The sequence below is a fragment of the Enterobacter cloacae complex sp. I1M genome (assembly GCF_014982425.1).
Lineage (GTDB): Bacteria > Pseudomonadota > Gammaproteobacteria > Enterobacterales > Enterobacteriaceae > Enterobacter > Enterobacter intestinihominis.
Map to the genome: position 1 here is coordinate 16,400 of NZ_JADCLG010000014.1, position 24,297 is coordinate 40,696.

Consider the following 24,297-nt stretch of genomic DNA (forward strand, 5'->3'; position numbering starts at 1 on the left):
ACCATGACACCCTCCTGTGCGTTATTTTTCTTAGTGTAATGTTGGCTTGCGAACTTCCGGCGCGGTCGGCTGCGAGCGCGTAAAGTTGTCGTGGCACAGCAGAGACGCCACGCGCACGTACTCGATGATCTCTTCGAGAGACATCTCCAGCTCTTCCTGGTCTTCGTCTTCATCGTAGCCGAGCTGGGCGATGTTACGCAGATCGTCGATCGCTTCACCCGCTTCGCCGGTCACTTTATCCAGTTTAGGCTGGGTTACGCCCAGGCCAAGCAGATAGTGGTTTACCCAACCCGCGAGCGCATCAGCGCGATCGAAGACGCTGACATCGTCGCCTTCAGGCAGATAAAGCTGAAAAAGAAAGCCATCGTCTTCCAGGGAATCGCTGGTTGTGGCGTGCATTTTACGCAGCGCTTCCGCCAGTTCGTGGCCAAATGCCAGCCCTTCGTTGGTGAGGTCGTGGATCAGCGGCAGCCATGAGCTGTCGCTGTTTCCGCCGCACAGTATGCCGCTGATCAGACCGTGCATTTCGGCAGGGGTTAGACCGACTCCCTGCTGGTTCAGTAACTGGTTTAAATCCTTGTAACCAGGCATTTCGTTCTGTATAGACATACGCATTCGTCATCAAAGGGAGGATATTCATGATATGCTACCACTTTGGACCCTGGTGATACCAGAAAAGGGCTTGTATCTTCACATCAGGGTAGCTATAGTGTCGCCCCTTCGCAGCCCCCGGGGCAGTAAGCGAAGGCAGCGCAGTCAATCAGCAGGAAGGTGGCATGTCTGCACAACCCGTCGATCTCCAGATTTTTGGCCGTTCACTGCGAGTGAATTGTCCGCCTGAACAAAGGGATGCTTTGAATCAGGCTGCGGACGATTTGAATCAGCGGTTGCAAGATCTAAAAGAACGCACTAGAGTCACAAATACTGAGCAGCTGGTTTTCATCGCCGCGTTGAACATCAGCTATGAACTGACTCAGGAAAAAGCGAAGACCCGCGATTACGCGGCAAGCATGGAGCAGCGCATTAAAATGCTCCAGCAGACCATTGAACAGGCATTGCTTGATCAAGGTCGCAGTCCTGAAAGACCGGGACCAAAGTTTGAATAACACTTCTCAGTTGACTATGGTAGAGTAACTGTGAAGACAAAATTTCTCTGAGATGTTTGCAAGCGGGCCAGTCCCCTGAGCCGATATTTCATACCACAAGAATGTGGCGCTCCATGGTTGGTGAGCATGCTCGGTCCGTCCGAGAAGCCTTAAAACTATGACGACACATTCACCTTGAACCAAGGGTTCAAGGGTTACAGCCTGCGGCGGCATCTCGGAGATTCCCTCTCTCTTCTTCTACCAACAACCATGACTCAATTCCCTGAAGTTTCTGCTTCACGCCAGGATATCCGTCAGCTCATTCGCCAGCGTCGTCGTGCCTTAAGCGCCGAACAACAGGCACAGTTTGCCCAGCAGGCCGCCGCCCGTATGATGGCCTATCCGCCTGTGGTGATGGCAAACACCGTCGCCCTGTTTCTTTCGTTTGATGGTGAGCTGGATACCCAACCGCTTATAGACCAGCTCTGGCGCGCCGGGAAAAAAGTTTATCTGCCGGTGCTGCATCCCTTTAGCCGGGGCAATCTGCTGTTTCTGCACTACCATCCGCACAGCGAACTGGTGGTGAATCGTCTGAAAATCACCGAACCCAAACTCGACGTGCGCGATGTGCTGCCGCTATCTGAACTGGATGTGCTGATTACGCCGCTGGTGGCGTTTGACGAGCAGGGACAGCGATTAGGTATGGGCGGTGGTTTTTACGACAGAACGCTACAAAACTGGCAGCAGTACGGGTTGCAGCCGGTGGGCTATGCGCATGATTGTCAGGGCGTGGAGGCATTACCCGTGGAGAAATGGGATGTGCCGTTGCCGGCGGTGGTGACGCCCAGTAAAACCTGGACCTGGTAGAACAAAGCCGGGTGGCGGCTACGCCTTACCCGGCCTACATAAATCCTCGAACATTGTAGGTCGGGTAAGCGTAAGCGCCACCCGACACACAGACCGCACGACCGTTGTAGGTCGGGTAAGCGTGAGCGCCACCCGACACACAGACCGCACGAACATTGTAGGTCGGGTATGCGTAAGCGCCACCCGACACCACAGACCGCACGAACATTGTAGGTCGGGTAAGCGTGAGCGCCACCCGATACACAGACCGCACGAACATTGTAGGTCGGGTAAGCGTAAGCGCCACCCGACACCACAGACCGCACTATCAGTACAGCAGACGCGCGCGAATCGTCCCCGGAATGGCCTTCATGCTCTGCAATGCTTTCTCAGCAATGTCTTCATCCGCTTCAATATCAATCACCACATAACCCATCTGCGCGTTCGTTTGCAGATACTGCGCGGCAATGTTGACGCCCTGTTCGGCAAAGATCTGGTTGATAGCAGTCAGCACGCCCGGACGGTTTTCGTGAATGTGCAGCAGACGACGCCCGCCGTGTAGCGGCAGAGACACTTCCGGGAAGTTCACCGCAGAGAGCGTTGAACCGTTGTCGGAATATTTGCTCAGCTTGCCCGCCACTTCCAGGCCGATATTCTCCTGCGCTTCCTGAGTAGAACCCCCGATATGCGGCGTCAGGATCACGTTGTCGAACTCGCACAGCGGAGAGGTGAACGGATCGCTGTTGGTGGCCGGTTCCGTCGGGAACACGTCAATCGCCGCACCCGCCAGATGCTTACGCTTCAGCGCATCGCACAGGGCAGGAATATCGACCACTGTACCGCGCGCGGCGTTGATCAGCAGTGAGCCCGGCTTCATCAGCGCCAGCTCTTCCGCTCCCATCATGTTTTTGGTGGACGCATTTTCCGGCACGTGCAGGCTGACCACGTCGCTCATGTTCAGCAGGTCAGAAAGATGCTGCACCTGCGTCGCGTTACCCAGCGGCAGTTTGTTTTCGATATCGTAGAAAAACACGTGCATGCCAAGGGATTCCGCCAGAATACCGAGCTGCGTACCGATGTGGCCGTAACCAATAATCCCGAGTTTTTTACCACGCGCTTCGTAGGAGCCCGCGGCCAGTTTATTCCACACGCCGCGGTGCGCTTTGGCGTTAGCTTCCGGAATACCGCGAAGGAGTAGCAGCAGCTCGCCAATCACCAGCTCCGCCACGGAACGGGTGTTGGAGAACGGGGCGTTAAAAACCGGGATACCGCGTTTTGCGGCGGCATTCAGATCAACCTGATTGGTACCGATACAGAAACAGCCAATCGCCACCAGCTTTTCCGCCGCAGCAATAACGTCTTCAGTCAGTTGGGTACGGGATCGCAGGCCAATGAAATGGGCATCACGGATGGACGCTTTCAGCTCTTCAGTATCCAGCGCGCCTTTGTGAAATTCGATGTTGGTGTAACCTGCAGCGCGAAGGCTATCGAGCGCTTTCTGGTGCACGCCTTCAACCAGCAGGAATTTAATCTTGTCTTTCTCCAGTGATACCTTTGCCATTTACCCGACCCTGTTTTTATCTGAACTGATGTTGTGCTGGATATAAATCCCGTGCAGCCAACATATCAAAAAAAACTATTGCAGCAATATGAACGTTTGCGTCGGCACTCTGAAGAAAAGTCATACAGAGCAAAATGACAGAGGAAAATGCTATGGAAATTTACAAACGCGGCAGGATCGGCAAAAGAGGCGGAAAAACGTGACACAAGTCACCGAATTTAGCTTTTCAAAATTTTTTAGCGGGGGGAGCGCTCCCCCCGTCAGATCATTTTACGATGGTTTTTACACCGTCAGCCGTGCCGATCAGCGCCACGTCCGCGCCACGGTTGGCAAATAACCCTACGGTAACGACGCCCGGAATGCCGTTGATCGCATTTTCCAGCGCAATGGCATCGAGGATCTCAAGGCCGTGAACGTCGAGGATCACGTTGCCGTTGTCGGTCACCACACCCTGACGGTATTCCGGACGACCACCCAGCTTCACCAGTTGACGTGCCACGGCACTGCGCGCCATCGGGATCACTTCGACCGGCAGCGGGAAACTCCCCAGAATGTCGACCTGCTTGGAGGCGTCCGCGATGCAGATGAACTTATCCGCCACGGAGGCAATGATTTTTTCGCGGGTCAGCGCCGCGCCACCGCCTTTGATCATCTGCATGTGGCCGTTGATTTCATCCGCGCCATCAACGTAAATGCCCAGACGGTCCACTTCGTTGAGGTCGAAAACAGTGATGCCGAGGCTTTTCAGCTTTTCCGTGGAAGCATCGGAGCTCGAAACCGCGCCCTCGATTTGCCCCTTCATCGTGCCCAGCGCATCGATAAAGTGCGCCGCCGTCGATCCCGTACCAACACCGACAATGGTACCCGGCTGTACGTACTGGAGAGCGGCCCATCCTACTGCTTTTTTCAGTTCATCCTGCGTCATGATCGTTTTGCCTGTGGTGTGAAAACTCAGGGCGCATTATAGAACACGTCGAATGGATTTCGTCTGCCACGAAGGGAAAATTGTGTCATAGTGCAGATTAAGCAAAATTAAGGAGTCAGCCAGAGCAATGAAACGTCCGGACTACAGAACACTACAGGCACTTGATGCAGTTATTCGTGAACGCGGTTTTGAGCGCGCGGCGCAAAAGCTGTGCATCACCCAGTCCGCCGTATCACAGCGTATCAAACAGCTTGAAAACATGTTCGGGCAGCCGCTGCTGGTGCGTACCGTACCGCCGCGTCCAACGGAGCAAGGACAAAAGCTCCTCGCCCTGCTGCGTCAGGTTGAACTGCTGGAAGATGAGTGGCTGGGCGATGAACAGACCGGCTCCACGCCGCTGCTGCTGTCGCTGGCGGTGAACGCCGACAGTCTGGCAACCTGGCTGCTGCCGGCCCTTGCGCCGGTGCTGGCCGACTCCCCTATCCGCCTGAATCTCCAGGTTGAAGATGAAACCCGCACCCAGGAACGTCTGCGTCGCGGCGAAGTGGTTGGTGCCGTCAGTATTCAGCCTCAGGCGCTGCCAAGCTGTCTGGTGGATCAGTTGGGCGCGCTGGATTACCTCTTCGTCGGTTCAAAAGCCTTTGCCGAGCGCTATTTCCCGAACGGTGTGACCCGCGCCGCGCTGCTAAAAGCCCCTGCCGTCGCGTTCGACCATCTGGACGATATGCATCAGGCCTTCCTGCAGCAAAACTTCGATCTGCCGCCGGGCAGCGTGCCGTGTCATATCGTTAACTCGTCCGAAGCCTTTGTGCAGCTTGCACGTCAGGGAACCACCTGCTGCATGATCCCGCATCTGCAGATTGAGAAAGAGTTGAAAAGCGGTGAGCTGATTGATTTAACTCCGGGGCTGTATCAGCGCCGGATGCTGTACTGGCACCGTTTTGCGCCGGAAAGCCGCATGATGCGCAACGTCACCGACGCGCTGCTGGCGTTTGGGCATAAGGTGTTAAGACAGGATTGAAAAACAAGCCGGGTGGCGGCTTCGCCTTACCCGGCCTACGGGTTACTGAGCTGGCTTTTCAGTCGGCTCCAGCTGGAACACCACATCAACCTGATCGTCGAACTGAATGGTTGGCTGCTCGTAGGTTTCCTGAGCAGAAACCGGCGCGGCGTCCGCTTTCATCATCCGCACCATCGGGCTTGGCTGGTAGTTTGAGACGTGGTAACGCACGCTGTAAACCGGACCGAGCTTGCTCTTGAAGCCGGATGCCAGCTGCTGCGCCTGATGAATGGCATCATCAATCGCCGCTTTACGCGCTTCGTCTTTATACTTCTCCGGTTGCGCAACGCCCAGCGAGACGGAACGAATTTCGTTCAGCCCAGCCTTCAGCGCACCATCCAGCAATCCGTTGAGCTTATCAAGCTGGCGCACGGTCACTTCTACAGTACGCACGGCGCGATAGCCTTTCAGGATGCTTTTGCCGTTCTGGTAATCGTAATCCGGTTGAGTACGCAGGTTCGCAGAGCTGATGTCTTTTTTCGCGACACCGTTCTGTTCCAGGAAAGAGAGGTATTGCGCAACACGATCGTCTGCCTGTTTCTTAGCGGAAGCAGCATCTTTCGCCGCCACGTTCACTTCAATTGCCAGGGTTGCAACATCCGGTACCGCATCCACGCTTGCCGTACCTGAAGTGACAATGTGCGGGCCGTTTGGCAGTTCATTCGCCTGCACCGACACCGCACCTAAACTTACTAATGCCGCCAGGGCCATCACCTTAAACTTCACTGTCATTCCTCCATGTTGCGAAGAGTGCCCTGTTAACAGGGCTCATGCCAGCAAGCTTAGCGGGTCTTGTTCAGATGTCCATAAGACAACGCTTAGTTGAACAATCCCTGTACGTGATGAATGCCCTCTTTCGCCAGCTGGAAGGCAATAAACCACATCACCAGCCCCACCAGGGTATTGATAATGCGCTGCGCTTTGGCGGTACGCAGTCGTGGCGCCAGCCACGCCGCCAGGATCGCAAGACCAAAGAACCAGAGGAAGGAGGCGCTGACCGTACCGAGCGCAAACCAGCGTTTGGGCTCAACGTCCAGCTGTCCACCCAGGCTGCCGAGCACCACGAACGTATCAAGATAAACGTGCGGGTTAAGCCATGTCACGGCGAGCATGGTGACGATAATCTTCCAGCGCCCTTGCTTCATCACTTCGGCGCTCGCCAGCTCAAGATTGCTGCTCATGGCCGTTTTCAGGGCGCCAAACCCGTACCACAGCAGAAACGCTACGCCGCCCCAGGTAACCAGCGCCAGCAGCCACGGCGACTGCATCAACAGGGCGCTGCCGCCAAAAATCCCGGCGCAAATCAGCAGCAGATCGCTCACCGCGCACAGCAGGGCAATCATCAGATGGTACTGACGGCGAATGCCCTGATTCATCACGAACGCATTTTGTGGACCAAGGGGAAGGATCATGGCCGCACCTAACGCAAGCCCTTGAAAATAGTAAGATAACATAACGTAATTCTCGCAGAGTTGTCCTGGGGCAGACTATACTGCGGGAACGACATTAGAGGAAATGGATAATATTAATTGGGGATTAGCGGGGCTAATAAAAGAAAAGCCCGGTGTCGCTGACGCTTACCGGGCCTACGGAGACGTTACTCTGCTTCTTTGACTTTTTTGACGTTTACGTCCATCTGCGGGTACGGGAAGCTGATGCCGTTAGCATCGAAGTCACGCTTAATGCGCTCCAGCACATCCCAGTAAACGTTTTGCAGATCGCTGCTTTTGCTCCAGATGCGCACCACAAAATTAATGGATGATGCGCCCAGTTCATTCAGACGAACGGTCTGCTCGCGGTCCTTCAGAATACGGTCATCTGAAGCAATGATGTTGGTAATCAGAGACTTCACCTGATCGATATCGGAATCGTACGCCACGCTGATGATCAGCTCGTTACGACGCACCGGCTCGCGGGAGAAGTTAATGATATTACCGGCAATGATTTTCCCGTTCGGTACCACCACAATACGACCGTCGACAGTACGCAGAGTGGTAGAGAAAATCTGTACCTGCAACACGGTACCCGCGATCCCGCCTAAATCCACGTATTCACCGGAACGGAACGGACGGAAGGTTACCAGCAGTACGCCCGCCGCCAGGTTCGACAGCGAACCCTGTAATGCCAGACCAATGGCCAGACCGGCAGCACCGAGCACAGCGATGACGGATGCCGTCTGCACGCCGACACGCCCCAGCGCCGCAATCAGCGTAAAGGCGATGATGCCGTAACGCACCAGCGCGGAGAGGAAATCGGCGACCGTGGCGTCAATGTGTCGTGCAACCATCACCCGGTTGACCGCGTTCGATACGATACGCGCCACGATCATCCCGACAATGATGATGGCAATAGCGGCAACAATATTCACAGCGTAGCTCAGCAGTAGCGCCTGGTTGCGCACCAGCCAGTTACCCGCGTGATTGATGCTGTCTACAACATCAAGTTGTTCCATTTATTCTTCCTTTTGCTAAACCAAAACACAAAATCTATCCCTTAAGGGGACAGGCAGGTCAGTAAAGGGTAAACAAAAAGAGCGGGTAATGCCAAACAGATCACAAAATCAGGTATTGCAGGATATTGAAAAAGCATAAAAAAAGGCCCGCATTTGCGGGCCTTCTGATGTGCTGTCAGCAGTTCAAATTACAGAACGTCAACCGCGTTCAGTTCTTTGAAAGCCTGCTCCAGACGAGTAATCATAGAAGTCTGGGCAGCGCGCAGCCATACGCGTGGATCGTAGTATTTCTTGTTCGGCTGGTCTTCGCCTTTCGGGTTGCCCAGCTGACCTTGCAGGTAAGCTTCGTTGGTTTTGTAGTATTGCAGGATACCGTCCCAGGTTGCCCACTGGGTGTCGGTATCGATGTTCATTTTCACTACGCCGTAGCTTACGGAATCTTTGATTTCCTGAGCAGAAGAACCGGAACCGCCGTGGAAGACGAAGTTCAGGCTGTTGTGCGGCAGGTTGTGTTTCTTAGACACATATTCCTGAGAATCACGCAGGATGGTCGGGGTCAGAACCACGTTACCTGGCTTGTACACGCCGTGCACGTTACCGAAGGATGCTGCGATGGTGAAGCGTGGGCTGATTTTGCTCAGCTCGGTGTAAGCGTAATCAACGTCTTCTGGCTGAGTGTACAGAGCAGAAGCGTCCATGTGGCTGTTGTCCACACCGTCTTCTTCACCGCCGGTGCAACCCAGTTCGATTTCCAGGGTCATGCCCATTTTGGACATACGCGCCAGGTACTTAGAGCAGATCTCGATGTTTTCTTCCAGAGACTCTTCGGACAGGTCGATCATGTGAGAAGAGAACAGTGGCTTACCGGTTGCTGCGAAGTGTTTTTCACCTGCGTCCAGCAGACCGTCGATCCATGGCAGCAGTTTTTTCGCGCAGTGGTCAGTGTGCAGGATAACCGGAACACCGTAGTGCTCAGCCATCTGGTGAACATGATGTGCGCCAGAGATAGCACCCAGGATAGCAGCGCCCTGAGGAACGTCAGTTTTCACGCCTTTACCTGCGATGAACGCAGCGCCGCCGTTAGAGAACTGAACGATAACCGGTGCTTTAACTTTTGCAGCGGTTTCCAGTACGGCATTGATGGAGTCGGTACCTACGCAGTTAACTGCTGGCAGAGCGAAGTTGTTTTCTTTAGCTACCTGGAACACTTTCTGTACGTCATCACCAGTGATAACGCCAGGTTTTACGAAATCAAAAATTTTAGACATGTTGCTTAGTCCTGTATCTTCGGCCGTTAGAAAAGGTGCGAGCTCTGATAAGCGCGCTGAAAATTGGGCAGGTTTCCCTGCCCCTGAATGGCTTACTTCTTAGCGCGCTCTTCGAGCATTGCTACTGCTGGCAGGACTTTGCCTTCCACGAATTCGAGGAATGCGCCGCCACCAGTGGAGATGTAGGAGATCTTGTCAGCGATACCGAACAGGTCGATAGCTGCCAGGGTGTCACCACCGCCTGCGATAGAGAACGCTTCGCTGTCTGCGATAGCGTTTGCAACGATTTCAGTCCCTTTGCGGAAGTTCGGGAATTCGAACACGCCGACAGGACCGTTCCACAGGATAGTTTTTGCGTTTTTCAGGATTTCAGCCAGTTTCTGTGCAGAAACGTCGCCCAGGTCCAGAATCTGCTCTTCATCTTTGATGTCATTAACAGATTTAAGGGTTGCGGTAGCAGTTTCGGAGAACTCGGTCGCCACGCGAACGTCAGTTGGAACCGGGATATCACAGGTGCTCAGCAGGCGTTTGGCTTCGTCAACCAGATCCGCTTCGTACAGGGATTTACCCACGTTGTGGCCTTGCGCAGCAACGAAGGTGTTCGCGATACCACCGCCAACGATCAGCTGGTCAGCAATTTTGGACAGAGAATCCAGAACGGTCAGTTTGGTAGAAACTTTAGAACCACCAACGATAGCGACCATCGGACGAGCAGGTTCTTTCAGTGCTTTACCCAGAGCTTCCAGTTCGTCAGCCAGCAGTGGACCTGCACAGGCGACGTCTGCGAATTTACCGATACCGTGGGTAGAAGCCTGCGCACGGTGAGCCGTACCGAAGGCATCCATCACGAATACGTCGCACAGCGCAGCGTATTTTTTGGACAGGGTTTCGTCGTCTTTCTTTTCGCCTTTGTTGAAGCGAACGTTTTCCAGAACAACCAGCTCACCTTCAGCAACTTCTACGCCGTCCAGGTAATCTTTCACCAGGCGAACCGGGTTGGACAGTTTGTCTTTCAGGTAATTAACAACCGGCAGCAGAGAGAACTCTTCGTTGTACTCGCCTTCAGTTGGACGGCCCAGGTGGGAGGTGACCATCACTTTAGCGCCCTGCTTCAGAGCCAGTTCAATGGTTGGCAGAGATGCACGGATACGCGCGTCGCTGGTCACTTTGCCATCTTTAACCGGTACGTTCAGATCGGCACGGATGAAAACGCGTTTACCTGCCAGATCCAGATCGGTCATCTTAATTACAGACATGGTGAATCCTCTCGTTGATTCTTAAAGTTTTGCAAGCGCAAGGTGCGCTCTACCTGAAACCTTTTGCGGCCATGGCTAACGTGGTGTCGAGCATTCGGTTAGCAAAGCCCCATTCGTTATCACACCAGACCAGCGTCTTGATGAGGTGCGCACCACTGACTCGCGTCTGCGTGCCATCCACGATGGCGCTGTGCGGGTCGTGGTTAAAATCTACTGAGACCAACGGTAATTCCGTATAGTCAACTATACCATGAAATGCTCCCTGTGCCGCTTTTTGCAGCAACAGGTTGACTTCACAGGCTTTTACCGGTTTTTTCACCGTCACGCTAAGATCGATTGCGGTGACGTTTATCGTCGGGACGCGCACGGCAATCGCTTCGAAACGGTCGTTAAACTGCGGGAAAATACGCGTGATCCCGGCAGCCAGTTTCGTATCCACCGGAATGATGGACTGGCTCGCCGCGCGAGTGCGTCGTAAATCCGGATGGTAGGCGTCGATAACCTGCTGATCGTGCATGGCGGAGTGAATCGTGGTCACGGTACCGGATTCAATGCCATACGCATCGTCTAACAGTTTAATGACCGGAATAATGCAGTTGGTGGTACAGGAGGCGTTGGAGACAATGCGGTGTTCAGCCTGCAGCTCGTGCTGGTTGACACCAAACACGACGGTGGCGTCGAGGTCGTGACTGCCGGGATGGGAGAACAGCACTTTTTTCGCGCCAGCATTCAGATGTGCTTCGCCATGTTCACGGTTACCGTACACGCCGGTACAGTCCAGCACCACATCCACACCCAGTTCGCGCCAGGGCAGCTCTTCAATACTGTTCTCATGCAGCACGCGGATGGCATCGTCACCGACGAACAGCTGTTCCCTTTCCTGGCGAACGTCCCAGGCAAAGCGACCGTGGCTGGTGTCATATTTCAACAAATGCGCCATGCCCGCAGCATCCGCCAGTTCATTGATTGCCACCACGGTGATTTCCGCACGACGCCCGGATTCATATAAAGCACGAACCACGTTGCGCCCGATGCGACCGAAGCCATTAATCGCTACGCGTACGGTCATAGATCTCCTGCAAAGCTATCCCTGAGTTTGAGGTGGCTGAAAGAGTAATCCAGCGACGCCCGAAGGGGAATCCTTGCTGTCACAAACTGCGATTGATTGGTCAATTGTCGAACATTTAATCGACTGAAACGCTTCAGCAAGAATAAGCGAATCGGGGAATAAAAGGAATCTCTGTCCAGATGAATAAGCGAGCTATATGACTTGCATCACATTTTCGGTGGAATAATTTACAGAGCAGTTACATGTCTGAGGAATCGTGCATACAAAAAAGCCGGGTGGCGCTAACGCTTACCCGGCCTACATTTTATGCCATTTGTAGGCCCGGTAAGCGTTAGCGCCACCGGGCAAAACGGCAATTACAGCAGTTCTTTCGCCTTAGCGACAACGTTCTCAACGGTGAAGCCAAACTCTTCAAACAGCTGTTCAGCCGGCGCAGACTCACCAAACGTGGTCATACCGACGATAGCGCCGTTCAGGCCAACGTATTTGAACCAGTAGTCAGCGATACCCGCTTCCACTGCCACGCGAGCGGAGACCGCTTTAGGCAGTACAGATTCGCGGTACGCGGCATCCTGCTTGTCGAACGCATCGGTAGACGGCATGGAAACCACGCGCGCTTTCACGCCTTCAGCAGTCAGTTTTTCCCATGCGGCAACGGCCAGTTCAACTTCAGAACCGGTCGCGATAAAGATCAGCTCAGGCTGGCCCGCGCAATCTTTCAGCACGTAACCACCGCGGGCGATGTTTGCCAGCTGCTCTGGGGTACGTTCCTGCTGCGCCAGGTTCTGACGAGAGAGGATCAGCGCGGTCGGGCCGTCCTGACGCTCAACGCCGTATTTCCACGCCACCGCAGATTCAACCTGGTCACATGGACGCCATGTGCTCATGTTCGGGGTCACGCGCAGGGAAGCCACCTGCTCTACCGGCTGGTGAGTTGGACCATCTTCGCCCAGACCGATGGAGTCGTGGGTGTAGACCATCACCTGACGCTGTTTCATCAGCGCAGCCATACGCACGGCGTTACGTGCATATTCTACGAACATCAGGAAGGTAGAGGTGTACGGCAGGAAACCACCGTGCAGAGCGATACCGTTGGCAATCGCAGTCATACCGAATTCACGTACACCATAATGGATGTAGTTACCGGCAGTGTCTTCGTTGATTGGCTTAGAGCCAGACCACAGGGTCAGGTTAGATGGCGCCAGGTCAGCGGAGCCGCCGAGGAATTCTGGAAGCAGAGGACCAAACGCTTCGATCGCATTCTGAGACGCTTTACGGCTGGCGATTTTAGACGGGTTCGCCTGCAACTTCGCAATGAACTCGTTCGCTTTCGCGTCGAAGTCAGACGGCATGTCACCATTCATACGACGGGTGAATTCAGCCGCTTCCTGTGGGAAGGCTTTCGCGTAAGCCGCGAACTTCTCGTTCCAGGCTGCTTCTTTCGCCTGGCCCACTTCTTTCGCATCCCACTGCGCGTAGATTTCAGATGGGATTTCGAAGGCAGGGTGTTTCCAGCCAAGCGCTTCACGGGTCAGTGCGATTTCCGCGTCGCCCAGTGGTGCGCCGTGGGAGTCGTGAGTGCCCGCTTTGTTCGGAGAACCGAAGCCGATGATGGTTTTGCACATCAGCAGGGACGGTTTGTCGGTCACGGCGCGCGCTTCTTCTACGGCACGTTTAATCGAGTCAGCATCGTGGCCATCAACGCCGCGCACAACGTGCCAGCCGTAGGCTTCGAAACGTGCGGCGGTGTCGTCAGTGAACCAGCCTTCAACGTGACCGTCGATGGAGATGCCGTTGTCGTCGTAGAACGCAACCAGTTTACCCAGCTTCAGGGTGCCTGCCAGGGAGCACACTTCGTGAGAAATGCCTTCCATCATGCAGCCGTCGCCCAGGAACGCATAGGTGAAGTGGTCAACGATGTCGTGGCCAGGACGGTTGAACTGTGCCGCCAGGGTCTTCTCAGCAATCGCCATACCCACGGCATTCGCAATGCCCTGACCCAGCGGACCGGTAGTGGTTTCAACGCCAGCGGTGTAGCCCACTTCCGGGTGACCTGGAGTTTTGGAGTGCAGCTGACGGAAATTTTTCAGCTCTTCGATTGGCAGATCGTAGCCAGTGAGGTGCAGCAGGCTGTAGATCAGCATAGAGCCATGGCCGTTAGACAGCACGAAACGGTCGCGGTCTGCCCATGCCGGGTTCTGCGGGTTGTGGTTAAGGAAATCACGCCACAGGACTTCGGCGATGTCAGCCATGCCCATAGGGGCGCCCGGGTGGCCGGATTTGGCTTTCTGTACTGCGTCCATGCTCAGCGCACGAATAGCATTAGCAAGCTCTTTACGTGAGGACATTTTAACTCCAGATCGGACTGTTAAAGGCCATGCCCTTGACGACAGCGCGTTTTGGGCTACGCCGGAAAAAAGTGCCAACAATGTAACCCAAGCCGCAGGGCATGTACATGGACCATTCTTTTGCAGCTTAAGAAATCTCTGGATCATGCTCGCATGTTGCGCAATCTACTCGCCCGCCCCTGTAGATATTCCTTATACTTAGCCCGACACCGGCTTCGTTGACGGTGCATTTTTCGGAATTAATTCAGATTAACGAGTACGGAAGCAACATCATGAAAATGCGTGCAATTGGGCTGGCTGTGGGAACAACGCTCCTGCTAAGCGGCTGTCAGAATATGGATTCTAACGGCCTGATGACCTCAGGCGCAGAAGCTTTTCAGGCCTACTCATTGAGCGATGCGCAGGTGAAAGCGCTGAGCGACGAGGCCTGTAAGGATATGGATGGAAAAGCTACGCTTGCCCCGGCAAACAGCACCTACACGCAGCGTCTGAACAAGATTGCTTCCGCGCTGGGCGACAACATTAACGGTCAGCCGGTTAACTACAAGGTGTATATGGCGAAAGACGTCAACGCCTTCGCGATGGCTAACGGCTGTATCCGCGTTTACAGCGGCCTGATGGACATGATGACCGACAACGAAGTGGAAGCGGTGATCGGCCATGAAATGGGTCACGTTGCTCTCGGTCACGTGAAGAAAGGGATGCAGGTTGCGCTGGGCACCAATGCCGTGCGTGCTGCGGCGGCCTCTGCGGGCGGCATTGTCGGCAGCCTGTCCCAGTCGCAGCTGGGCGACGTGGGTGAGAAACTGGTTAACTCCCAGTTCTCCCAGCGTCAGGAGTCGGAAGCGGATGACTACTCTTACGATCTGTTGCGCAAACGCGGCATCAATCCATCGGGTTTAGCCACCAGCTTCGAAAAACTGGCGAAACTGGAGGAAGGCCGTCAAAGCTCCATGTTTGACGATCACCCGGCCTCCGTTGAACGCGCGCAGCATATCCGTGACCGCATGGCGGCAGACGGAATTAAATAAAACTTCGGCCCGGTGCGCGCCGCGCTACCGGGCAACAAGGCTCAATCAGTACAGCGTTTTCTGTGGCGGCCCGGCAAACTTCAGGGCGCCAATCTGCCCCATCCGCACTTCCACCACCGACGGCCCCGGCATCGCCAGCGCTTCCGTCATCACCGCATCAAAGTCCTCAGCCCGCTCAACGCTCCAGGCCTGTAGGCCAATCGCCTGCGCCAGCAGGGTAAAGTCCGGTGTATGCAGTTCGTTATAATACTGACGCCCGCCAAAATATTTATCCTGAATACCGCGCATTACGCCGTAGCCCCCGTCGTTCATGATGAGCAGCGTCACGTTGGCTTTCTCCTGCGCCAGCGTCGCCAGCTCGCCTAAATTCAGGCTCAGGCCGCCGTCGCCCACCAGTCCCACCACCCTGCGCTGCGGGTTAGCAATCGCGGTGCCGATGGCCATCGGCAGTCCCATACCAATCGCCCCGGCGAGGGAGTGAATGTTCAGCAGCGGACCGTTAGCCCTGAACAGACGGCTACCCCACAGGCTGCCGGACACGGTGATATCGCGCACCAGCAGGCCGTCTTTCGGCAGGGCTTTTTCTATGGCGTCGTTAAGCTTCGCATAGGCGCCGCACTGCTCGCGCAGCCCCTGCTCAGCTTGCCCGACCGCCTGCTGCACCTGCATATCCCACTGGGCGTTGCCCCACTCGCGGCCCTGCACTTTTTTAGCCAGCGCGCCAAGCAGCGCTGAACAATCTGCTATCAACGTGCTATCCATCAGGTAGTTACGGCTGGCCGCCGCCGGGTCGATATCAATCTGCACGCGCGGGGACGGCAGCTCAAGCGTCCAGGAGCGGGTTTCGTTGCTGCGCAGACGTGAACCGGCCACCAGCGTAAAATCACACTGCGCAATCAGCGCCTCCACCGACGGCGAGTTGTGGAACGCCCGCAGGCTGGCGCGGTGGTCGTCCGGCAGCACGCCGCGCGCGTGGGTGCTGGAAATCACGGTGATGCCCGCATCCGCCAGTTTTTTCACCGCCTCAGCGCTTCCCAGCGCCCCGCCGCCCAGCCACAGCAGCGGCTGTTTCGCCTGTTTGAGCTGCGCCCACAGCGCGTCAACCATCCCGGTATCCACGGCTGGAACCGATGCCGGTTTGACCGGGGCGGTTACCAGCGACAGCGGAATTTTGGCGCCCTGAATATCAATCGGGATTTCCACCGAGACCGGTCCGCACGGTGGGGTCTGCGCCTCCTGGATGGCTTTATGCAGAATGGCTATCGCCTGATTCGCATTGCTGATACGGTACGCCCGTTTTGAGCTGGCCTTCAGGAAGGTCAGCTGATCGCGGGTTTCATGGATAAACCCGGTGTCGGCGTCCAGCCAGGCTTTCTCTACCTGCCCGGTTAAATGCAGCAGCGGCGTGCAGGCATTCATCGCTTCCACCAGCGCGCCTACCGCGTTCCCGGCCCCCGCGCCGGTGCTGGTCAGCGCCACGCCGAGGCCGGAAAAGCGCCCGTGAGCATCGGCCATGGTGACGGAACCGGCTTCACCGCGCGCGGGTACAAAGCGGATATTGCCCCGCTGCCCAACCGCATCCGCTATCGGCAGGTTGTGAATGGAGATGACGCCGTAGATGGCCTCAACCTGATACTGCTCCAGCGTTCTGGCGATGGCGTCGCCGACGGTTATCATTTCGCTCATTGCTCACCCTTTCTCAGTCGCACCAGTGGTTGACGCTGTTACCCGTCGCCAGATAAATGCTCTTTTGTTGCATCCAGGCTTTCAGCCCCTGGATACCCTTCTCGCGGCCCAGACCGCTCTCTTTAAAGCCCCCGAACGGGGTCGAAATCGCAAAAACTTTGTAGGTGTTGATCCACACCGTGCCTGCCTCCAGCTGCTCGCTGAGACGCAGGGCGCGCCCGGTATCGCGCGTCCAGATCCCCGCCGCCAGGCCGTAAACCGAGTCGTTCGCCTCGCGAATAAGCGCCGCTTCATCGCCAAACGGCATCGCCACCAGCACCGGGCCGAAGATCTCTTCCTGACATGCGCGGGCGCTGTTGTGTAGCCCTTCGATAATGGTTGGCTGGAAGAAGCTGCCGTTTGCCAGAGCGGGATCGGCGGGGATCTCGCCGCCGCACAGCACGCGGCCCCCTTCCCGCTTCGCCAGTTCGACGTACTCGATCACGCTCTGGCGATGTTTCTCGCCGATCAGCGGTCCTACATGCACGCCGTCGGTAAACGGATGCCCGACGCGCAGCCCGCGAGTTAATTCCAGCAGCCTCGCCATCAGCGGGGCGTAAATACTCTCGTGGATAAACAGCCGCGATCCGGCGATGCACGCCTGCCCCGCCGAGCTGAAAATGCCGTAGCAGATCCCGCGCGCCGCCTGTTCGATATCGGCATCCTCCAGCACGATGGTCGGCGATTTGCCGCCCAGCTCCAGCGAGGCCGGGATCAGTTTTTCCGCCGCCACGTGCGCCAGATGACGGCCCGTAGTGGTTCCGCCGGTAAAGGAAATTTTGCGCACGCGAGGATGACGCGCCAGCGCATCACCAATCACCGAGCCTTTGCCCGGCAGCACGCTCAGCAGCCCGGCGGGCAGCCCGGCCTGTTCAAAAATCCGCGCCAACTCCAGCGCCATCAGCGGCGTGGCTTCGGCGGGCTTGAGGATCACCGCGTTCCCGGCGGCAATCGCCGGTGCGACCTTCTGCATTTCGCTGGCAATCGGCGAGTTCCACGGCGTGATGGCCGCTACCACGCCAAGGGGCTCGTAGCGGCTCAGCGTCAGCAGATCCGGCTGGCGCGGTGTCGGAAGTTCACCCTCCAGCAGCTCGCAGGCGGCGGCAAAGTAGCGCGCCGTTCCCGCCGCGCTCATCACCAGCCCGCACGCTTCCGCCAGCGGCTTGCCGTTATCCCGGCTCTGCATCTGCGCCAGTTCATCCACACGGGATTCAATAAGATCCGCCACCTTGTGCAGGATCTTCGCCCGCACGTGCGGCAGGCTGTTACGCCAGGCGGGATCGCGCCAGGCGCGCTCTCCGGCGTCTACCGCCTCCTCCAGGTCATCCAGACTGGCGGCGTTCAGCGTCGCGTTGATCGACCCGTCTGCCGGGAAGTGGCTCTGCATCGGGTTACCTCCGCCGTGTCGCCACTGTCCGCCGATAAAAATCTTCAGATCGTCCATCGTCACTCCTCAGCTCAGGGCCAGCTCGCGGCAGGCGCGCACCGCGCTCAGTGCCGCCAGGGTGGAGGTTTTAGGGTTAGACGCCAGCGGCAGCCCGCTAAGCTCCAGATGGAATTCGCCAAACAGCCCTTCGACGTGCAGCGTGTGGGTGTTACGTTTCGTTGCCGGGTCAACCATCAGCTGCACGCGGGTGTCATCCATCCCGACGCCGCCGAGCGCCACGGTCGCCGCTACGTTGGCGTTCGCCGGGAACAGCCGCGCCGCCTCGCGGGCGCTGCCTTCAAAAAAGACCTTTGCCTCTGACACCGCATTCAGATCGATAAGCTGCTCGGCATAGCTGCCGCGCCAGCTGGCCGGGCTTTTGCGCGACTGATAGGTGACGCGCTCAAGCCCACCCTCTTTCGCTGCCGCCAGCCCGTCGATACCGGCCACTGCACCGGAAAGCAGAGTCAGTTTTCCGCCCGCGGCGAGCAGACGCTGCTCCAGCGCGCTGTCCGCCAGCGCGCCGGTGGAAATGACGGCCAGATGCCAGCCGCGACGCAGGATCTCTTCCCCGTACTGGGCCACCGCCTGCTGGCTGGCGCATTCCAGCACCAGATCCGGCGTTTGCGCGCACGCCATTGGCGACGTCAGCGCCTCGACCGCATCGCCAAACTGGTCGTGAATGGCGGCATGGTGAGACGCGCGCGCCACGATCCAGCCGATAGCCACACCGGCGGGCAGGCGCTCAATCACCGCCTGCGCCATGGCACCAAAACCAATCAACATTACCTTTTTCATGATGCGTCCTTACAGATGGCGACAGAAGCCGCCGGAAACGTCCAGCGCGGCGCCGGTGGTAAACGAGGCCAGCGGCGAGGCGAGGAACAGCAGCGCCTGCGCGGGCTCCTGCGGCTTGCCGAGGCGCGCCATTGGAATGCCGCGCTTGCGCGCGATATCCGCCGTCCACTCCGGCCAGCTCTGGCTTTTGTCCGCCCGGTTTTCAAAGCGGCGCTGCCACTGGCCGGACTCCACCATGCCGAGCAAAATGGAATTGACGCGAATGCCTTTACCCACCAGCTCTTTCGAGAGCGTCAGCGTCATGTTCAGCAACGCGGCACGAGCAGCGGAGGTAGCGATCATGTGCTCCTCCGGCTGTAGCGCCAGCAGGGAGTTGACGCAGGTAACAGAGGCAATGTCTGACTGCTCCAGCAGCGGCTGAAACGCCTGCACCGGATTGATGACGCCAAACAGCTTCAGCTCTGCCTCGTGCAGCCACGCCTCGCGCGGGGTGTCATGGAAGTGCGCCACGTAGCCCTGCCCGGCGTTGTTGATCAGCAGATCAGCCGCGCCAAAGCGCGCCTGCACCGCATCCGCAAAGGCCTGAACCTCGTCGGCGTTCAGCACGTCGCAGCGGTAAGAAAAAATCTCCCCGTGGGGGAATTCGTTTTGCAGCGTCGCATGGGCGCTGGCGAGCCGGTCCGGGTCACGGCCGCAGAAGGCGACTTTCGCCCCTTCCCCCAGCAGCAGGCGCAGCGTTTCAAAGCCAATGCCAGAAGAACCGCCGGTGACTACCGCTACGCGCCCGTCAATTTGTGCATTCATCGCGCACCTCTTCGTTAATGCGTAAAAGCTGTTGGTTGAAAAACACGTCGTTATCGAGATAGCTGGCGTGCCCGGCCTGCGGAATGGCGGTAAACGGCATGCCGTAGCGCAGCGCCAGCCCCTGCACCAGTTCGGGCTGCGTTATCGCGTCCTGCTCGCCGCACCAGACTTCAAACGTGCCGGAGTATCGTTTAAGCCAGCCGTGAATGTCGTCATGCGCCAGCATCCACGCGGCGGCAAGGTAGCCTTCCGGGCGCAGCGTGCGCATGCCCGCCGCGACGGTGGCGATATCTTCCGCGCGCGCGCCGGGGCGCAGCAGCTTCGCGGCACGGGTCTGGGCGAGGATTTCGCCGCCCAACGCCATCTGCTGCTCGCGGTTGCGCCAGACCTGCTCCCGCTGCTCCGGCGCGGCATTGCCGTAGCCCTGCGCAGCGTCGGCCAGTACAAGATGAATGACGCGATCCGGGAACTTCGCCGCAAAGGCACTTGCGACCAGTGCCCCCAGGGAATGGCCCACCAGCACCGCCTGCCAGACACCGGCGCGATCCAGCATCGCCGCCAGCACGTCGGCGTAATCCCCCGCGTTTGCCCGCGCGACGGCCAGCATCGGGCTTTCGCCATAACCGGGCATGTCCCACGCCAGCACGCGAAAACCGTTCAGCGCCATCTGCTTGTGCCAGGACGCAGCGCCAGAGCTGATCCCGTGTAGCAGCATCAGCGGAATGCCGCTTCCCTGTTCACGAAAACCCGTCATGGTGCCCCCTTAGTTCCGCTTCACTTTCGAGAGCGGATGGTCGGACGGATAGGTCGGGATTTCCGGCTTGTTGGTCCCCAGCATGACGCACATCAGCGCCTCTTCTTCCCCGTGGTTAAACAGGCCGCGATAGATGCCCGGCGGGACGGAGATCAGGTCACGCTCGCGCAGCACGGTTTCGGTGTAGTTGTCGCCGTCCTGGATCATCAGCGTGATCTGCCCCTTGAGCATGAAGAACACCTCTTCCACGTCGTCGTGCAGGTGCAGCGGCCCTTCGCACTTCGACGGCAGTACCATGGTGGAGAAGGTGAAATGGTCCGCCTGCACGGTGTTGGTGTCGTTCGCCACGCCGGTTGCGCCGGTGCCGATGTAGCGCATCTGCGCCCGGCGGTATTTTGGGTCAAAATCGGCCTGGAACTTCAGCGCGTTCCAGTCGTATTTACGGCCTTCGAAGCGCGCGATGCGCGACTCGACCCACTCCTCCATCGTCAGATGGTCAGGTTTGATGCCCGTTTTGTGGGTTACGGTTGAATCAGTCATGACACTCTCCTCAGTAACGTCTCAGCAGCGGCAGTAACAGGACGCAGCCCACCGCCGCCATCACCGCCAGAAAAATCAGCCCGGAATCCATGCTGTGGGTGAAGGCGATAAGCGCGCCCATCACCGCCGGCGACAGCGCGCCTGCAAAGTTTCCCAGCCCGTTGAAAATGCCGCCCGCCGTGGCGCTCACCCGGGGATGGGTGGCCTTCGCCAGCAGGGCGAAAATGTTGGGCGCGCCGGTGCCCCACATAAAGGTGCTGAAGCTCATCGCCGCGATGACGGCGAGCGGGGTATCGAGGTGCATTACCGCCGCCAGCATGGCGATGAACGGCATCGACGACAGCCAGCCTGCATGCTCAAGGTGAATGCCTTTGCCTTTGATCAGGTAGCCCGGCAGCCAGCCGTTGATGCCCCACAGGTAGGTCAGGAACGCGATGTTAAAGATGCAGATGATCCAGAAGTGCGGGCTGACGAACAGCTCGCGCCGCGCGGCACGCCGCTCGTCCTGTGACGCCTGCGAAGTGCCGGGTTTAGCCTCCAGACGGATCCCGCGCAGGCCGATGCGCACAAAGATAAGCACCGGCACGGTCAGCATTGCCATGACAAAGAAGGTGCTCTGCCAGCCGAAGGTGTTCAGCAGCCAGAGGGAGAGCGGGAAGCCAATTGCCGCCCCTACCGGTGTGCCCAGCAGCCACAGCATGGTGGCGCGCGCCTGCAGATGCTGCGGGAAGTTGTGGCGCACGATGGCGAAAGCCAGCGGGAACAGCGGCCCTTCCGCCACGCCCAGCAGGATGCGCAGGACGATCATCAGCGTGTAGTTATGGGTAAAGCCCATCGCCACCATCAGCACGCACCACACAGCCATCATCCCGGTGAGCAGGCGCAGCGGCGCGATTTTGTCGCCTAAACCGCTCAAAAATACCGACGAAAAGCCGTAGCTCAGCAGGAAGGCGCTCATCAATATGCCGAGGCGCGTGGTGTCGAAATCAATGCCCATCGCCTGCTGGAAATGGGTATCCGAAAAGAGCGCCGCGATGCTGATTTTGTCGAAAAACGCCAGCAGCACGCAGGCCAGCAGCGACAACGGGATGGCCCAGCGCACCGCTTTTTCGGGCGTGCGGGTCCCCTCACCGCTCGCCTCAACCGGCGCGGTGTTCGTCTCTAGTGTGGTCATCTCTCCCCCTACGGGTGCGGGTTAGCTATCGCAGTGACATCAGTGAAAATGTCGGGTCGGCAAGCGGTACGTTCGACAGATCCCGCCCCGCCGCCATCCAGCGCTTCGCCAGCTTGACGGTGCGCGCATCGTTGAACGCTACCAGCTGCGTCAGCCGCCCGTTTTCATCCAGCGAGAAGAACAGCGCATCTTCACGCACTATCGTTTTACTCTCCGGCTGCGGAATACCGAGGATCTGAATATTGTGCTGATATTGATCCGACCACAGCCACGGCGCGTCGTCGTAACCTGGCGCATCGGGGTTGAGCATCGCTTTCGCCGTCGCCACTGCCTGATTCTGGGCGAAGGCCCAGGACTGGATGCACAGGCCGTAGTGATGGTGCTGGGCCACATCGCCAGCGGCAAAGATGAATGGATCCGAGGTGCGTCCCTGGGCATCCACCACGATCCCGCGCCCGGTTTTCAGCCCCGCATCAAGCGCCAGCTCCAGATTGAGATCGACGCCGATCCCGACCACGACCGCATCAAAGGTTTCACGGTTGCCGTCGCAGTGGATGACCGGCAGGCCATTATCGTCCTCCAGCTCCAGCGCGCCGCAGCCGGTACGGATCTCCACCCCCTGCTCGCGGTGGATGGCCTCCAGGCGCTGGGACACCTCGCTGCTCACCGAGCGCATGCACACCGCAGGCTGCTGCTCGAACAGGGTGACCGCCACGCCGCTTTTCCGCGCGGAAGCGGCAATCTCAAGGCCAATCCAGCCGCCGCCGATAATCGCCAGTTTGTGACTTTCCGCCAGACGCGCCTTCAGACGCTGCGCGTCCTGCCAGTGGCGCAGGGTATAAACCTGCGGATGGCTGGCCCACGCCTGCGAAGGCAGGCGCGCGCGCCCGCCGGTAGCGATTAAAAGGATGTTGTAACTAAGACGTTCGCCGTTGCTTAAACGCACGATTTTCTCTTCACGATCGACTGATTCAGCACGCAGCGGGCGGTACCAGATCAGGTTCAGTGCCTGCTGCGCTTCTTCGCTAAACAGCCGCGGAAGCGCGGAGTCCGGCTCCAGCAGAGACGCTTTTGACAGCGGCGGCCGCTCGTAGAAATCCCATTCCTCTTCCGCCACCACGCAAATCTCGCCGTCGAAGCCCTCGTCACGCAGGGTTTTCGCCGCCCAGCCGCCCGCCTGGCCGCCGCCGATAATGACAATGCGCGATGTCATACCGCCTCCGGCTTTTTCTGCTGACGGCGCGTGTCGTGGTCAATCCCGCCCTCCACCGCCCATTCGGTAAAGGAGACCAGGGAGTGCTCCAGCTCGCGCGGCTGCCAGTTTTCGGTCAGGTAGTCGTCGTTGGTGTAATACTCAAACGCGCCGCCGGTCGGGCTGTTGACGTACCAGAAGTACGCCGACGACACCGGATGACGGCCCGGCCCGATAAAGGTGCTCCAGTCATGTTTATTCATCGCGATACCGCCGCCGATCACCTCGTGGATGTCGCGCACGGTGAAGGCCACGTGGTTAAGGCCGCGCTTGCGGTTCGGCAGTTGCAGCAGGAACAGGTTGTGATGGCCGCCACGCGCCCCGCAGCGCAGGAACACGGCGCGGTTGATATAGCGATCCGAGACCTGGAAGCCGAGCACCTCGCGGTAGAATTTCTCCACTGCCGCCAGCTCTTCCACGAAGAACACCACATGCCCCACGTTGATCGGCTGGGCGCGATCGTAAACCGGGCTGGGCGTGTCGATACGGCGGGCGTCGCCCCACTGGTTTATTGGCTCGACGTTAAGCTCCACGTCGGTCTGCTGGGTCACCTGCACGCGCAGCGTCATGCCGTTCGGATCCAGGCATTCCAGCGCGTCGCCCACTTCACGAAAACCTGGCTGTTGCGCCAGCTTCGGGCGCAGCGCATCCAGCTCATACTGGCTGGCAACCGCCCAGGTCATGCGGCGCAGAGTGTTACCCGCTTCAAACGCGGGCGGCAGGTCGGGGCTGTCGATCGGGTTAAGCTCCACGCGCGCGCCGCTCAGGGTGGTGAAACGCTGGCCGCTGGCATCGCCCGTCAGGCCAAAATCACGCATAAATTTGGCGCAGTGCGTCAGGTCTTCCACACCAAATTCCAGCTTTTCAATTCCGGTTATACTCATCGTTCGTTGCCTCATCTGGCCCAGATTGGGCGTAAAACA

Annotated in this window: 23 protein-coding genes and 1 other RNA gene; 5 read left to right on the plus strand and 19 right to left on the minus strand. The window is 57.9% G+C overall.

Features of this window, described 5'->3' with window-relative positions:
- Positions 1–30 precede the first annotated feature (30 nt).
- Positions 31–609 (minus strand): YecA family protein, encoded by a 579-nt coding sequence (locus INF86_RS09120; RefSeq protein ID WP_074142809.1) that lies wholly within the window; start codon positions 607–609, stop codon positions 31–33.
- Positions 610–776: 167 nt separating this feature from the next.
- On the opposite strand from INF86_RS09120, the gene zapA reads away from it, so the two are divergent.
- The 3 genes from zapA to INF86_RS09135 all read left to right on the plus strand — a co-directional run bounded on the left by zapA (position 777) and on the right by INF86_RS09135 (position 1,952).
- Positions 777–1,106 carry a cell division protein ZapA gene (gene zapA, locus INF86_RS09125; RefSeq protein ID WP_003860096.1) on the plus strand — a complete coding sequence of 110 codons (330 nt, stop codon included), beginning with the start codon at positions 777–779 and terminating at the stop codon, positions 1,104–1,106.
- A gap of 41 nt (positions 1,107–1,147) precedes the next feature.
- Positions 1,148–1,331, plus strand: a non-coding RNA gene (gene ssrS / locus INF86_RS09130) — 6S RNA.
- Positions 1,332–1,355: 24 nt separating this feature from the next.
- On the plus strand, positions 1,356–1,952 hold the full coding sequence (locus tag INF86_RS09135) for a 5-formyltetrahydrofolate cyclo-ligase (protein WP_022649320.1): 597 nt from the start codon (positions 1,356–1,358) through the stop codon (positions 1,950–1,952).
- Positions 1,953–2,259: 307 nt separating this feature from the next.
- Here INF86_RS09135 and serA read toward each other — a convergent pair whose 3' ends face one another.
- The gene (gene serA / locus INF86_RS09140) at positions 2,260–3,492 is read right to left on the minus strand and encodes a phosphoglycerate dehydrogenase (protein ID WP_022649321.1); all 1,233 of its coding nucleotides are present in this window, start codon (positions 3,490–3,492) and stop codon (positions 2,260–2,262) included.
- Positions 3,493–3,757: 265 nt separating this feature from the next.
- Positions 3,758–4,417 (minus strand): ribose-5-phosphate isomerase RpiA, encoded by a 660-nt coding sequence (gene rpiA, locus INF86_RS09145; protein WP_022649322.1) that lies wholly within the window; start codon positions 4,415–4,417, stop codon positions 3,758–3,760.
- A gap of 127 nt (positions 4,418–4,544) precedes the next feature.
- Between rpiA and argP the strand changes: the two genes are divergently transcribed.
- Positions 4,545–5,438 carry a DNA-binding transcriptional regulator ArgP gene (gene argP / locus INF86_RS09150; protein WP_003860089.1) on the plus strand — a complete coding sequence of 298 codons (894 nt, stop codon included), beginning with the start codon at positions 4,545–4,547 and terminating at the stop codon, positions 5,436–5,438.
- A 42-nt stretch (positions 5,439–5,480) separates the two neighbouring features.
- Here argP and INF86_RS09155 read toward each other — a convergent pair whose 3' ends face one another.
- The 7 genes from INF86_RS09155 to tkt form a co-directional block, all read right to left on the minus strand.
- Positions 5,481–6,203 carry an oxidative stress defense protein gene (locus INF86_RS09155; RefSeq protein WP_022649323.1) on the minus strand — a complete coding sequence of 241 codons (723 nt, stop codon included), beginning with the start codon at positions 6,201–6,203 and terminating at the stop codon, positions 5,481–5,483.
- 92 nt (positions 6,204–6,295) lie between these two features.
- A complete protein-coding gene (gene argO / locus INF86_RS09160) occupies positions 6,296–6,931 on the minus strand; it encodes an arginine exporter ArgO (protein ID WP_003860085.1) in 636 nt (211 codons plus the stop codon).
- A gap of 143 nt (positions 6,932–7,074) precedes the next feature.
- Entirely contained in the window at positions 7,075–7,929 is an 855-nt protein-coding gene (locus INF86_RS09165) for a small-conductance mechanosensitive channel MscS (RefSeq protein ID WP_022649325.1), read from the minus strand.
- 188 nt (positions 7,930–8,117) lie between these two features.
- Positions 8,118–9,197, minus strand: a complete 1,080-nt coding sequence (gene fbaA, locus INF86_RS09170; RefSeq protein ID WP_017692704.1) for a class II fructose-bisphosphate aldolase — start codon at positions 9,195–9,197, stop codon at positions 8,118–8,120.
- Between the two features lie 92 nt (positions 9,198–9,289).
- Positions 9,290–10,453: a phosphoglycerate kinase gene (gene pgk / locus INF86_RS09175; RefSeq protein ID WP_023298554.1), complete on the minus strand. Its 1,164-nt coding sequence runs from the start codon at positions 10,451–10,453 to the stop codon at positions 9,290–9,292.
- A 49-nt stretch (positions 10,454–10,502) separates the two neighbouring features.
- Complete coding sequence (gene epd, locus INF86_RS09180) at positions 10,503–11,522, minus strand: erythrose-4-phosphate dehydrogenase (protein ID WP_022649326.1); 1,020 nt, start codon at positions 11,520–11,522, stop codon at positions 10,503–10,505.
- 356 nt (positions 11,523–11,878) lie between these two features.
- A complete protein-coding gene (gene tkt, locus INF86_RS09185) occupies positions 11,879–13,870 on the minus strand; it encodes a transketolase (protein WP_193543446.1) in 1,992 nt (663 codons plus the stop codon).
- A gap of 272 nt (positions 13,871–14,142) precedes the next feature.
- Here tkt and INF86_RS09190 point away from each other — a divergent pair, with 272 nt between their 5' ends.
- The gene (locus INF86_RS09190; protein WP_003860073.1) at positions 14,143–14,901 is read left to right on the plus strand and encodes a M48 family metallopeptidase; all 759 of its coding nucleotides are present in this window, start codon (positions 14,143–14,145) and stop codon (positions 14,899–14,901) included.
- Between the two features lie 45 nt (positions 14,902–14,946).
- On the opposite strand, the gene INF86_RS09195 is transcribed toward INF86_RS09190, so the two are convergent.
- The 9 genes from INF86_RS09195 to INF86_RS09235 are packed head-to-tail and all read right to left on the minus strand — an operon-like array spanning position 14,947 to position 24,258.
- Positions 14,947–16,587 carry a thiamine pyrophosphate-binding protein gene (locus tag INF86_RS09195; protein WP_063201536.1) on the minus strand — a complete coding sequence of 547 codons (1,641 nt, stop codon included), beginning with the start codon at positions 16,585–16,587 and terminating at the stop codon, positions 14,947–14,949.
- Between the two features lie 13 nt (positions 16,588–16,600).
- Positions 16,601–18,070: an aldehyde dehydrogenase gene (locus tag INF86_RS09200; RefSeq protein ID WP_022649335.1), complete on the minus strand. Its 1,470-nt coding sequence runs from the start codon at positions 18,068–18,070 to the stop codon at positions 16,601–16,603.
- 9 nt (positions 18,071–18,079) lie between these two features.
- Complete coding sequence (locus INF86_RS09205; protein ID WP_023295404.1) at positions 18,080–18,850, minus strand: aspartate dehydrogenase; 771 nt, start codon at positions 18,848–18,850, stop codon at positions 18,080–18,082.
- A gap of 9 nt (positions 18,851–18,859) precedes the next feature.
- On the minus strand, positions 18,860–19,654 hold the full coding sequence (locus INF86_RS09210; RefSeq protein ID WP_063148693.1) for an SDR family oxidoreductase: 795 nt from the start codon (positions 19,652–19,654) through the stop codon (positions 18,860–18,862).
- Positions 19,638–20,408 carry an alpha/beta fold hydrolase gene (locus INF86_RS09215; protein WP_038416704.1) on the minus strand — a complete coding sequence of 257 codons (771 nt, stop codon included), beginning with the start codon at positions 20,406–20,408 and terminating at the stop codon, positions 19,638–19,640. Before INF86_RS09215 ends, INF86_RS09210 begins: the two co-directional genes overlap by 17 nt.
- Before the next feature lie 9 nt (positions 20,409–20,417).
- Entirely contained in the window at positions 20,418–20,948 is a 531-nt protein-coding gene (locus tag INF86_RS09220; protein WP_022649339.1) for a cupin domain-containing protein, read from the minus strand.
- A gap of 10 nt (positions 20,949–20,958) precedes the next feature.
- A complete protein-coding gene (locus INF86_RS09225) occupies positions 20,959–22,122 on the minus strand; it encodes an MFS transporter (RefSeq protein WP_108458248.1) in 1,164 nt (387 codons plus the stop codon).
- 25 nt (positions 22,123–22,147) lie between these two features.
- Complete coding sequence (locus INF86_RS09230) at positions 22,148–23,335, minus strand: NAD(P)/FAD-dependent oxidoreductase (RefSeq protein ID WP_193543447.1); 1,188 nt, start codon at positions 23,333–23,335, stop codon at positions 22,148–22,150.
- On the minus strand, positions 23,332–24,258 hold the full coding sequence (locus INF86_RS09235) for a VOC family protein (protein ID WP_192970437.1): 927 nt from the start codon (positions 24,256–24,258) through the stop codon (positions 23,332–23,334). The genes INF86_RS09230 and INF86_RS09235 overlap by 4 nt, the downstream gene beginning before the upstream one ends.
- Between the last annotated feature and the right edge of the window lie 39 nt (positions 24,259–24,297).